9 protein-coding genes and 1 pseudogene are annotated in these 11923 nt (G+C 73.9%); 8 read left to right on the top strand and 2 right to left on the bottom strand.

Annotated elements, in window-relative coordinates; genetic code table 11:
* Positions 1 to 512 precede the first annotated feature (512 nt).
* The 8 genes and pseudogenes from bdeA (at position 513) to IGS69_RS33470 (ending at position 10765) form a co-directional block, all read left to right on the top strand.
* Positions 513 to 1433 (top strand): bis(hydroxyethyl) terephthalate hydrolase, encoded by a 921-nt coding sequence (gene bdeA, locus IGS69_RS33435; protein ID WP_190904182.1) that lies wholly within the window; start codon positions 513 to 515, stop codon positions 1431 to 1433.
* Between the two features lie 1248 nt (positions 1434 to 2681).
* Positions 2682 to 3890: pseudogene (locus IGS69_RS35285) on the top strand (helix-turn-helix transcriptional regulator); the annotation flags it as partial.
* 191 nt (positions 3891 to 4081) lie between these two features.
* The gene (locus tag IGS69_RS33445; protein ID WP_190904184.1) at positions 4082 to 5350 is read left to right on the top strand and encodes a PucR family transcriptional regulator; all 1269 of its coding nucleotides are present in this window, start codon (positions 4082 to 4084) and stop codon (positions 5348 to 5350) included.
* A 440-nt stretch (positions 5351 to 5790) separates the two neighbouring features.
* Entirely contained in the window at positions 5791 to 6666 is an 876-nt protein-coding gene (locus IGS69_RS33450; RefSeq protein WP_232543709.1) for an ABC transporter ATP-binding protein, read from the top strand.
* Complete coding sequence (locus IGS69_RS33455; protein WP_190904185.1) at positions 6663 to 7463, top strand: ABC transporter ATP-binding protein; 801 nt, start codon at positions 6663 to 6665, stop codon at positions 7461 to 7463. The genes IGS69_RS33450 and IGS69_RS33455 overlap by 4 nt, the downstream gene beginning before the upstream one ends.
* Positions 7460 to 8356 (top strand): branched-chain amino acid ABC transporter permease, encoded by an 897-nt coding sequence (locus tag IGS69_RS33460; protein ID WP_190904186.1) that lies wholly within the window; start codon positions 7460 to 7462, stop codon positions 8354 to 8356. The genes IGS69_RS33455 and IGS69_RS33460 overlap by 4 nt, the downstream gene beginning before the upstream one ends.
* Entirely contained in the window at positions 8349 to 9488 is a 1140-nt protein-coding gene (locus tag IGS69_RS33465) for a branched-chain amino acid ABC transporter permease (protein WP_190904187.1), read from the top strand. Before IGS69_RS33460 ends, IGS69_RS33465 begins: the two co-directional genes overlap by 8 nt.
* Positions 9485 to 10765: an ABC transporter substrate-binding protein gene (locus tag IGS69_RS33470; RefSeq protein WP_190904188.1), complete on the top strand. Its 1281-nt coding sequence runs from the start codon at positions 9485 to 9487 to the stop codon at positions 10763 to 10765. The genes IGS69_RS33465 and IGS69_RS33470 overlap by 4 nt, the downstream gene beginning before the upstream one ends.
* A 122-nt stretch (positions 10766 to 10887) precedes the next feature.
* On the opposite strand, the gene IGS69_RS33475 is transcribed toward IGS69_RS33470, so the two are convergent.
* Together IGS69_RS33475 and IGS69_RS33480 are read right to left on the bottom strand one after the other, a co-directional pair.
* Positions 10888 to 11271, bottom strand: coding sequence for a VOC family protein (locus IGS69_RS33475; protein WP_190904756.1), 384 nt, complete (start codon positions 11269 to 11271; stop codon positions 10888 to 10890).
* Positions 11272 to 11366: 95 nt separating this feature from the next.
* Positions 11367 to 11900, bottom strand: coding sequence for a GNAT family N-acetyltransferase (locus IGS69_RS33480; RefSeq protein ID WP_190904189.1), 534 nt, complete (start codon positions 11898 to 11900; stop codon positions 11367 to 11369).
* Between the last annotated feature and the right edge of the window lie 23 nt (positions 11901 to 11923).

An 11923-nucleotide genomic window follows, 5' to 3' on the forward strand; every position in this document is an offset into this window, starting at 1 on the left:
GAGACGATGAGCAGGCTGGTGCCTACGGCGGCCTGCGTCTCGTACGCCGGCACGGTGACCAGGGCGGGGACGGCGAGGAAGCCCCCGCCGACGCCGAGCAGTCAAACGAGCCGGTCAACTGCCCGTCGGTGAAGGCCACTTGGCTGCGCAGATCCAGCCCGGCCCGGCCTCTCGGCGACGAAGGTGTCGACGTCCCTGGTCAGGGCGTCGTCGGTCCTGCGCTCCCGTCCGATGGTGGTCGCCTCCTCCGTGGCCTGCGAGGAGGAGCAGAAGCCGCCGAATCCGTGCACCCTCCTCACCGTCGTCCGGCTGGGGCGGCTACGCGAAGGACGCGCACGCCTGAGGGGGGCGGTCCAAGACCGGTGACATTGCCGGTCCGCGCGCGGCGGCAGGTCCCCGACAGTGGCACGGCCAGCCCAACGGCGGTGCCCGACCACGGGCACGCGGCAGACGCCCCAGGTCCCGCGTGCCCGTGGAACGGCCGATCGCCACGACAGAGAGGACGACTCGTCGTGCACCTCATTCCCCACACCCCCTCACCCACCCGCACCCGCGGGCGCCGGGCCGGACGACTGGCCGGAGCCACCGCCGCCCTCGCCCTCGCCGTCGGCCTGGGTCCCCTGGCCGGCCCGGGGGCGCACGCCGCGGACAACCCCTACGAGCGCGGCCCGGCCCCCACCACGTCCAGCATCGAGGCTCTGCGCGGTCCGTACGCCGTGTCGCAGACGTCCGTCTCCTCGGTGTCCGTCACCGGATTCGGCGGCGGCACGATCTACTACCCGACGTCCACCAGCGACGGCACCTTCGGCGCCGTGGCCATCTCGCCCGGCTACACCGCCTACGAGTCGTCCATCGCCTGGCTCGGACCGCGGTTGGCCTCCCAGGGCTTCGTGGTGTTCACGATCGACACCCTCACCACCCTCGACCAGCCCGACTCACGGGGCCGCCAGTTGCTCGCCGCCCTCGACTACCTGACCGACCGCAGCTCGGTCCGCTCCCGCGTCGACGCGAGCCGCCTCGGCGTCATGGGGCACTCGATGGGCGGTGGCGGCAGCCTGGAGGCCGCCAAGTCGCGTCCGGCCCTTCAGGCGGCGATCCCGCTGACCCCGTGGAACCTCGACAAGACCTGGCCCGAGGTCACGACCCCGACCCTGATCTTCGGCGCCGACGGCGACACCATCGCCCCGGTCGCCTCCCACGCCGAACCGTTCTACTCGAGCCTGCCCTCCTCGCTGGACAGGGGCTACCTGGAGCTGAACTCGGCGACCCACTTCACGCCCAACTCGTCGGACACGACGATCGCGAAGTACAGCGTTTCCTGGCTCAAGCGGTTCATCGACAACGACACCCGCTACGAGCAGTTCCTGTGCCCGCTGCCCCGGCCGAGCCTGACCATCGAGGAGTACCGGGGCAACTGCCCGCACGGTTCCTGACCCGCCCGCGCGCCCTGGGTCCACGGGGCGGGGCAGCGGAGGACCGGCGGCGGACGCGCGCGAGGCGTCCGCCGCCGGTGCCGTGCCCGGGCACTGCCTGAGCGGCCGTCCGTTGGGACGCCGCACAGTTCGTCCACCGGTCGAGCCCGGTCAACGCGCAGGTGGAGCAGCGGGTTTGCGCACCGGAGCGTGCGGACGTAAGCCTTCCGGTCATTGCTACGCGCAAGTAGCCTCCGTGGGATGACGGGAGACAGCAGCAGAGCGCGAACGGCTCCCCGTGCAGGGAGCCGGAACGGCCACGACGCCGCCCGATCGGCCGCCGAGGACCGCGGCCGTGCCGAACTCGAGCGCGGCAGGCGCCAGCTGTTCGACGGGCCCGTCGGCGACGCGCGTGCGACCCTGCTGCTGGCCGCGTCCCTGCTGGCAGCCGACGCCCCGGAGACCGCCGAGGCCGCACACCTCGGCGCGGCGGACGCCGCCTGGGCGGCCGGCGACGTCCTGGCCTGTCTGACCACCCTCGACGACACGGACGTGTCGGGGCCGGCGGAGGGCCGCGGCGCAGCCACGCTCCTCGCCGTCTCGGGGGGAGCATCGACGGCCGTCGGGGGCGGCGCTTCGGCAACCGGCGAGGACGGTGCCGCGTCGACGCCGCACGGCACGGAGGACCCACCGGTGCCTGGTGCTCGGCGAGGCACGGGAGCCCGGACGCCGTCCGGCGTCGGGCGGGTCCCGGACGGTCCGCCGTCGCCGGGTGCCGCGGGCGGCCCTGGCGCTCCAGTGTCGCCTGGTGCTCGGCGAGGCACAGGAGCCCGGACGCCGTCCGGCGTCGGGCGGGTCCCGGACGGTCCGTCGTCGCCGGGTGCTGCGGTGGGCCCTGGCGCTCCAGTGTCGCCTGGTGCTCGGCGAGGCACGGGAGCCCCGCGGCCGTCCGACGTCAGGCGAGTGGCCGATGGTCCACCGTCGCCGGGTGCTGCGGTGGGCCCTGGCGCTCCACCGTCGCCCGGTGCTCCGCGAGGCACGGAAGCGCCACTGCCGTCCAACGTCGGCCGTGACCTGGACGGTCCGCCGTTGCCGGGTGTCGCGCTGGGCCCTGGCGATTCACTGCTGCCCGGTGCCCCGCGAGGCCCCGGCGCCCCGCCATCGCCCGGCGTCACGAACCTCGCCCTTCCGCCCGCAGAGGCCGCGCAACCGGTACAGCCCGCCCCCGGCCTCAGGCCGGCCGGCTGGGTCCGTGACCCCTTCTTCCGGGACTACCGCGACGGTATGCGTGCCCTGCTGGCCCGGCGGCCGGAGCACGCCGCCGGGCCGCTGCGGCGCGTGCTGGAGCGGGCCCGCCGTGACGACCGCCCGGAGCGGCTGCTGCGCGCAGCGGCCGCGGCCCTGCTGCTCGGGGACGTCCACGCCGCCCGCACCGCCGGGGCCCGCGCCCTCGCGGCCGCCCGGACCACGGAGTGCGCCGCGCTCGAAGCACGCGCCCTGGAGTACCTGGCCTACGGCGAACTGCGCGCAGGCCGTCATGCGCAGGCGCGCGCCCACGCCGAGGAGGGCGTGCGCGCGGCGCTCCTGGCCGGTCACCGCAACACCGCGGCGAGCCACCACGCGATGCTCGCCCTCGCCGCCTCGATCGAGGGCGACACCGCCGCGGTCGCCGGGTACGCCTCGGCCGCCCTGGCCACCGCCCGTCGCCACGGCCTGGCCCAGGCCGCGACCCTGGCCGAGTGGGCCATCGCCCGCGCCGACCTGGCCCGTGGCCGTCCCCTGGACGCCGCCGACCGGCTCGGACCCCTCGTCGGTCCCGGCCCCCGGCGCGGTCACTTCGCCGTCTGGATGCTCGCCGTGCCCTGCTTCGTGGAGGCCGCGGTGCTGGCCGGACAGCCGGAGGACGCAACGGACGTCGTCGGCGACCTCGCCCGATGGGCCTCCTTCGGCGCCGATCCGCACGCGCCGGCCCAGCACGCCCGCTGCCGGGCCCTCCTCGCCGCCGACGACCGTGAAGCCGATGACCTCTACCTGCGGGCGCTCGCCCTGCACGACGAGTCCGGCGGCGACTTCGAGCGGGCCCGCACCGAGCTGCTGTACGGCCGGTGGCTGAGGCGTCGCCGCAGGCTGCGGGAGGCGCGCGGCCGGCTCGGAGCCGCCCTGGTCGGCTTCGACCGCTGCGGCGCCGGAGCCTGGGCCGACCAGACCCGGGGCGAACTGCGCGCCAACGGAGCCGCGTCCGGGAAGGAGCCGGCCGTGGGGCTGTCGGGGCTGACGCCGCAGCAACTGCGCATCGCACGTCATGTGGCCGAGGGCGCCACCAACCGGGAGGTGGCCCAGCGGCTGGCCGTCAGCACCCGCACAGTCGACTACCACCTGCGCAACGTCTTCGCCGCCCTCGGCGTCCGCTCCCGCATCGAACTGGCCCGCATGGTCGACCAGGAGCAGCGCCAAGACCAGCGCCAAGAGCAGCGCTGATCCCTCGAAAATCTTGGTGGCCGTATCGAGAAGACGCCGCACGACCCTGGGGACCGACCGGACGGTATGTCATCCTTCGAAGCAGCACCACACGGGTGACGACGGCCGTACGGGCTGCGCACCCGCCGGACGCCGCCGCGCCCGGACGGCGTCGGGGGCCGCCGGAAGGCCGAAGTCGGGGGAGGACCGCCATGCATCCTGCCGCACGCACACGTACGACGTTCCGCACCGGCCGGACACCCGTGCCGCAGCCGCGGTCACGACGGATCCGGTCGCTGATCGACGCCGACGCGCTGCGCGTCCTGCACCGGGCCGCCCGCGTCCTGCTGGACGACCTGCCGGACCTGACCGACCGGCTGCTGGCGGTCCTGCGCGAGCAGGAACCGGCGTACCGGACCGCGCTGGAGAACGACCACGCCGCCACCTGGCAGGAGGTGCACCGCTCGCTGCGGCACAGCGTGACCTCGCTGCTCGACCCGCGCGGCAGCCGTGAGGCCGCCCACCGCTGCACCTGGCGGATCGGCGCCGACCGCGCCGCGCAGGGGCTGCCGCTGGACGCCCTGCTGCACGCGTTCCGGCTGGGCGGGTCCCTGGTGTGGCAGCGGCTGGTCGAGGAGACCACCCGCTCGTCGCCCGAGGACATCCGGCTCCTCGTGCACGTGGCCACGGACGTGTGGAACTTCGTCGACGAGCACTGCACGCTCGTGGCGGACGCCTACCGTCAGGCCGAGCGGCAGCTCGCCTGGCGGCGCGAGAACCGGGTGCGGCTGCTGGCGGCGGCCCTCCTGGACGGCACGAGCCGGATAGCGGACCTGCCCGAGACCGCCGAGGGGCTGTGCCTGCCCGAGCACGGCCGGTACGTCGTCGTCGCCATCGCCGGCGGTCTGCCGCATGATCTCCCGCCCGGCGGGAGCGCGTACCTCCACTCGGGAGTGGAGGTCGACCACGGCATCGTCCTCATCGGCGACGAGGGCGACGGGACGGCCGGCCGGGATCCCCTCGCGGCCCTGGACCTGACCGCCGACGCCCCGGCCGGGCGCCGGGTCGGCGTCGGCAGCGCCGTGACGGGACTCGCCGCCGTCGGCGACGCCCGGCGCCTGGCCGACCTGGCTCTGAGCATCTGCCCACCGGAAGGCGGCACGGTCCGGCTCACCGAACATCTCCCCGAGGCGCTGGTCGTCTCCTGCCCGGAGCTCGGCGCGAGCCTCACCGAGCGGGTGCTCGGACCCCTGCTCCGCCTGGAACCGGCCGACCGTGACGTACTGCTGGACACCCTGGTCGCCTGGTTCGCCTGTGAGGGTTCCGCCCAGCGCGCCAGTGAACGGCTGTACTGCCACCGCAACACCGTCCTCAACCGCCTGCGCCGCTGCGAGCAGCTCATCGGCCGTTCCCTGGCCCGCCCGCACGACGTGGTGGAGATCAGCCTCGCACTCACGGCGCGCCGGCTGCCGCGCGGCTGACCGGAGACGCCTCAGGCGCTGCCCAGGGGGGCAACACACCCCGGCGTGGGCAGCGCACACCCGCCCCTGGCGTGCCGCACCGGTCCCGTCGCCCGGGTCGCACCCGCCCCTGGCCTGCCGCACCGGTCCCCGTCGGCCCGGGTCGCACCTGCCCCTGGCGTCCCGCACCGGTCCCCGTCGGCCCGGGTCGCACTGCCCCTGGCCTGCGCACCGGCCCCCGTCAGCCGGGCCACACCCGCCCTGCCCAGCCGCACCCACCCCCCGTCAGCCCAGGTCGCGAGCCCACCCCCTGGGCAGCCGCACAATCCCCGCCCGCCCGCGTTGGGAGCGTGCAGCCACCCGGTCCGAACATCTGTACCGCCCCTCCGGGTCCGTGCTGTCGTGAGCTGCCCTTCCACCGAAGCACCCGTGCCCGACGGCACGGGACCCGAGGAGCCGTGATGCCCGAAGCACCACCGGACGAGGAGCCCGCCCTGCACGTCGAGGGCCTCGACGTGACCTACGGCCGCGCCCTGTCCGCCCTTCGCTCCGTGTCACTGACCGTCCCGCACGGCACGGTCGTCGCCCTGCTCGGCGCCAACGGAGCGGGCAAGACGACCCTGCTGCGGGCGGTGTCGGGCACCCTGCGCCTGCACCGCGGCGCGATCACGGCCGGCCGTATCCGCTACGGCGCCACGGAACTCGACGGCCGGGACCCGGTCGCCGCGGTGCGCGCCGGGGTCGTCCAGGTCCCCGAGGGGCGGCGGGTCTTCGCCGGGCTCACCGTCGACGAGAACCTGCGCTCCGGCGGCCTCGGCCTCGGGCGGCGCCGCCCGGACCAGGTCGCCGAGGCGCGGGAGCGGGTCTTCACGCTCTTCCCGCGCCTCGCCGAGCGCACCCGGCAGGCGGCGGGCCTGCTCTCCGGCGGTGAGCAGCAGATGCTCGCCATCGGCCGGGCCCTGATGGCCGCGCCCCGTCTGCTCCTGCTCGACGAGCCCTCCCTCGGCCTCGCCCCGCAGATGGTGTACCGGATCGCCGAGGTCGTCCGCGAGATCAACGCGCAGGGCACCGCCGTTCTGCTCGTCGAGCAGAACGCGGGCATGGCGCTGTCCCTCGCCGACACCGCCCACGTCCTGGAGGTCGGCGAAGTACGCCTCTCCGGGCCCGCCGAAGAACTCGCCCGCACGGACGCCGTGAAGCGGCTGTACCTGGGCGAGACCACCGAAGAAGGCGCCGAGGCTGCAGAAGAGGCCGCTGAAGAGGGCGCCGACACCGCCGAAGAACGCGCCGAGAACACCCGGAGAGCCGGAACCACCGAGGGGCAGGGAGCCGCGTGACCGCCCGCACCACCGCACCGCCCGAACTCGCCGTGACGGACGTGACCGTCCGCTTCGCCGGGCTCACCGCCCTCGACGCGGTGTCCTTCACCGTCGCCCCGGGCACCGTCCACGCGCTCATCGGACCCAACGGGGCAGGCAAGTCCACCTGCTTCAACGTGCTGTCGGGCCTGTGCCGCCCGGCCACCGGCACCGTACGTCTCGGCGACGCCGACCTGACCCGGCTGGCGCCGCACCGCATCGCCGCGCTCGGCGTGGCCCGCACTTTCCAGAACATCGTCACCACCCAGGGCACCGTCGCCGACAACCTGATGCTCGGCCGCCACGCCCTGTCCCGGGCCGGCTTCGCCGCCAGCGCGCTGCGCCTGCCGCACGTGCGGCGCGAACAGCGCGAACACCTCGCCCGGGCCCGCGAGATCGCCGAACTCACCGGGCTCGGACACCACTTCGACAGCCCCGTCGCCCTGCTCTCCTACGGCGACCGCAAACGCGTGGAGTTCGCCCGTGCCCTCTGCCTGGAGCCCAGCGTCCTGCTGCTGGACGAGCCGGTCGCCGGGATGAACGCGGCCGAACGCGCCCGGACGGTCGAGGTCGTGCACGCCGTGCGCGCCGAACTCGGCCTGTCCGTCGTCCTGGTGGAGCACGACATGGGCCTGGTGATGCGGCTCGCCGACGAGGTCACCGTCCTCGACTTCGGACGGGCCATCGCACACGGCACACCCGACGAGGTCCGCGGCGACCCCGAGGTGCTGCGCGCCTACCTCGGCACCGGCGCCGAACAGGAGGACGCGGCATGACCACCCTCCTGGACACCCTCTTCAACGGCCTCGCCCTGGGCGCGGTCTACGCCCTCGTCGCGCTCGGCTTCGTCATCATCTTCAAGGCCTCCGGCGTCATGAACTTCGCCCACGGCTCCCTGCTCCTGCTCGGCGGCTACCTCACCGCCGTACTCCACGACGACCTCGGCTTCGCCGGGGCCCTCGCGGTGTCCGTCCTGGCGACGGCGGCCGTGGCCGGTGCCATGGACCGCTTCCTGCTCCAGGCCGGCGGGCCGGACCAGCACGGAGCCCATGTGCAGACCATCGTCACCATCGGCGTCGACATCCTCATCCTCACCGACCTGTCCCGGCGCATCGGCGGTGACCTGCTCTCGCTCGGCGACCCCTGGGGCGACTCGGTCAGCGCGCTGGGGCCGGTGACCGTCGCGGACAGCCGTATCGCCGCGATCGTGGTCTCCGCCGTGGTCATCGCCGGTGTCTTCGCCCTGTTCCGGTACACCTCCTGGGGCCTGTCCCTGCGTGCCGCGGCCGAGGACGTCGAGGCGGCGTCCCTGATGGGCGTACGGCTGGTGCGGATCCGCATGCTGGCCTGGTGCCTGGCCGGAGCGCTGGCCGCCCTGGCGGCGGTCTTCCTCGCCGCGTTCCCGGCGCCGGGGCTGGAGCGCACGACGGGGCAGATCGCCCTGAAGGCGTTCCCGGCCGCGATCCTCGGCGGGATGGCCTCGCCACCCGGCGCCCTCGCGGGCAGCCTCCTGATCGGCATGACCGAGGCGCTCGTCGCGGGCTACCAGTCCGACCTGCACGTCCTGGGCGAGGGGTTCGGCGACGTCGCCCCCTACGCGGTGATGGTGCTGGTGCTGCTGGTGCGGCCGACCGGGCTGTTCGGAGGAAAGGCGGCGGTCCGTGTCTGAGCGACCCTCCCGAACCCGCGCTGTCCGCGTGGGCTGGACCTCGGCGGCCGTCGTCGTCCTGTGCGCGCTGCCCTTCTACCTCGACGCGTTCTGGCTGCGCATCGGCCTGTTCTCGATGGCGGCGGCCATCGGCGCGGTGGGCCTCGGCCTGCTGTCCGGCACCGCCGGCCAACTCTCCCTCGGCCACGCCTTCTTCCTCGCTGTGGGTGCCTACGGCTACGTGTGGCTGGCCGGTGAACCCGGACCCGGGCTGCCCACCGCCGTGGCCGCCGTACTCGCGGTGTTGCTCGCCGGGGCGGCCGGCGGGCTCTTCAGCCCCGTCGCCGGCCGGCTGCGCGGCATCTACCTGGGCGTCGCGACCCTCGCCCTGGTCTTCCTCGGGCACCACGTCCTGCTCACCGCGGACTCCGTCACCGGCGGATTCAACGGCCGCTCGGTACCGCCCCTGGAACTCGGCGGGTTCTCCTTCTCCGCGGAATCCGAGCTGACCGTGCTGGGCGTGCCGTTCGGCGCCGAGGAACGACTCTGGTACCTGGGCGTCGCCCTGTTCGCGGTCACCTGGTTCACCGCCCGCGGCCTGCTCAGCGGCCGTCCCGGGCGCGCCCTGGTGGCGCTGCGCGACAGCGAGACCGCGGCGGCCGTGATGGGCGTGAACGTCTCCCGGCACCGCTCGGCGGCCTTCGTCGTCTCGTCGATGTACGCGGGCCTGGCCGGGGTGATGCTCGCCCTCTCCTTCCGCCGCGTGGTGCCCGACTACTTCGGCCTGGTGTTGTCGGTCGACTACCTCGCCATGATCGTCATCGGCGGTCTCGGATCGGTGGCCGGAGCCACCGCGGGCGCCGTCTTCGTCACCGCCCTGCCGCTGCTGATGACCCGCTACGCCGACCAGCTCCCGCTGGTGGCCGCCCCCGGCACCACCGACGGCACGGTCGGCCCCACCGAGGCCGCCCGCTACCTCTACGGAGCGGCGATCGTCCTGATCCTCCTCTTCGCCCCCGACGGCCTGCACGGCCTGGTCCGCCGCCTGCGCGCACGCCTGCGCCGCCGCCGGGCCGCCCCGCCGCCCGCCGGCACCACGTCCGCTTCCCTGCCGCCCACGACAGCCGTACGAGCCAAGGAGCCCACCCCGTGAAGTCCACGCACCACACCGCACCACGCGCCAGAACGCTGCTGGCCACCGCCCTCGCGGCCCTGCTGCTCGCGGGCACCGGATGCAGCTCCAAGGCCGGCTCCTCCGGGAGCACCGACGACAGCGCCGACGGCATCAAGACCGGCCCCGGAGTCACCGCCAAGACCATCCGGCTCGGCGCCCTGACGGACCTCACCGGCCCCTACGCCACCCTCGGCAAGAGCATCGTCCAGGCCCAGCAGATGTGGGCCGACGAGGTCAACGCCCGCGGCGGCATCTGCGACCGCCGCATCGAGATCGTCGTCAAGGACCACGGCTACGACGTCCAGAAGGCCGTCACCGCCTACGCCGACATCTCCACGGACGTCGTGGCGCTGCCCCAGGTCATCGGCTCGCCCGTGGTGGCCGCCCTGCTCGACGACATCGAACGGGACAAGGTGCTCACCTTCCCGCAGGCCTGGGCCGCCTCCCTGCTCGACCGGGACTCCGTGCAGGTCCTGGGCACCACCTACGACATCGACATGATCGCCGCCGTCGACTTCCTCACCCGCACCAAGGGTCTGGCGAAGGGCGACACGATCGGCCACGTCTACTTCGAGGGCGACTACGGCGCGAACGCCCTGGAGGGCTCGAAGTGGGCCGCGAAGAAGGCGGGCCTGAAGGTCGCGGGCCAGAAGATCAAGGCGACGGACACCGACCTGTCCGCGCAGGTCTCGGCGCTGCGCAAGGAGGGCGTCAAGGCGATCCTGATCAGCGCCGGACCGGCCCAGACGGCCTCACTGGTCGGGGTCGCGGCCTCCCGGGGCCTGAAGGTCCCCGTCGTCAGCAGCGCCCCCGGTTATGCCCCGCAGTTGATGAAGACTCCGGCCGCCCCCGCCCTGGCGGCCATGCTGAACGTGGTCAGCGCCGTCCCCGCGGTCAGCTCCGACGTGGCCGGGGTGCGCAAGATGGTCGCCGCGTACAAGAAGAAGTACCCGGGCGCCCTGGTCGACTCCGGTGTGCTCTCCGGCTACAACGCCGCTCAGCTCATGGGTACCGACCTGAAGAAGGCCTGTGAGAACGGCAGTCTGGCCCGCGAGGACGTGGTCAAGGCCCACCGCTCTCAGTCCAGCGTCGACGTCGGCCTCGGCTCGCCGCAGAACTTCTCCGACAAGGCACGGCCCGCGAGCACCTCGACCTACGTCTACAAGCCGGACGCCAAGGCGGTAGGGGCCGCGGTGAACGTCGAGAACGCCCACATCGCCCCGGGCGTCAAGCAGTACCTCGATTCGCGCGACTGACAGCGGGTCCCGGCCGGGGCGACGCCGCACGCCGCGTTGTGGAGCGGCGCGCGCCCCGGCCGGCTCAGCCGAACCGCAGGATTCGGTGATCGGTGAACGGCTGCCCGAGACCCGGGCCAGGCTCAGGAAGACGTCGCGGCCCGATCGGACTCGCCGCGCAGGACGCAGAATTCATTGCCCTCGGGGTCGGCGAGGACGGACCAGCCCGCCCCGTCGGGCTTCCGGCGATCGGCGACCAGGGTGGCTCCGAGCCTCAGCAGCCGCTCGACCTCTTCCTCACGCGAGGTCGTCGGCCGCAGGCACAGGTGGATCCGGTTCTTGATCGTCTTCGGCTCCGGCACTTGGTTGAAGTACAGCAGCGGTCCCTCCGGAAGCATCACCTGAACCTCCCGGTCGCCCGGTCCGTCCTGCGGATGCAGCGGACAACCGGTCACCTGACTCCAGAACCGGGCCAACTCATAGGCGTCCGTACAGTCGATCGCCACGTTCTGCACCACCGAAACCATGCGGGTCAGCTTGCCCGAGCGCCGCCCGGCCCGCCAACCGCCACGGCCGCCGGCCACCGTCACCGAGAGTTCACCGGCCGGCGGCGACACCGGCCCTATTCCTGGTATTGCGTGAGGTCGATGCCGTACACGGCGAGGTCGTGGCCGTGAACCGGGTCCTGCGCGGTGCCTTCCGCCTGCATGCCGAGCTTGTCGAGGACGTTCGCGGAGGCCGCGTCGGCGATCCGGCGCACGGCCACCACCCGGTCGAGACCGCGGTCCTGCACGGCGAACTCCAGGGTGGCGTGGGCCGCTTCGGAGGCGTACCCCTGCCCCCAGAACACCCGCCCGAGCCGCCAGCTGATCGCCACCTGCCCGGCGATCTCCGCCGGAGCGTCGGCCACGGACAGACCGACGGCGCCCGCCAGCTCACCGGAGCCGAGGAGTTCCACGGCGAACATCCCGAACCCCTCCTCGTCCCACTCCTCCTCCCACGCCTCGATGTCCCGCGCCGTCTGGTCCTCGGAGCGCGGCGCGCCGTCCCCGACACGGCGCATCACCGCCGGGTCGGCGTGGATCTCGGACAGCGGGACGAGGTCGTCCTCCACCCATCGGCGCAGGAGGAGTCGGGGCGTGCGGATTTCGGTCATGGGCCCATCCTGCCGACGCGGAG

It is taken from the genome of Streptomyces tuirus (assembly GCF_014701095.1).
In the GTDB taxonomy this organism is placed as follows: Bacteria; Actinomycetota; Actinomycetes; order Streptomycetales; family Streptomycetaceae; genus Streptomyces; species Streptomyces tuirus.

Bases quoted from the DNA above. Each gene is read 5' to 3' on its own strand.
- IGS69_RS33480 (WP_190904189.1), bottom strand. From the start codon at position 11,900: ATGACCGAAATCCGCACGCCCCGACTCCTCCTGCGCCGATGGGTGGAG.
- IGS69_RS33475 (WP_190904756.1), bottom strand. From the start codon at position 11,271: ATGGTTTCGGTGGTGCAGAACGTGGCGATCGACTGTACGGACGCCTAT.
- IGS69_RS33450 (WP_232543709.1), top strand. From the start codon at position 5,791: ATGCCCGAAGCACCACCGGACGAGGAGCCCGCCCTGCACGTCGAGGGC.
- IGS69_RS33445 (WP_190904184.1), top strand. From the start codon at position 4,082: ATGCATCCTGCCGCACGCACACGTACGACGTTCCGCACCGGCCGGACA.
- IGS69_RS33460 (WP_190904186.1), top strand. From the start codon at position 7,460: ATGACCACCCTCCTGGACACCCTCTTCAACGGCCTCGCCCTGGGCGCG.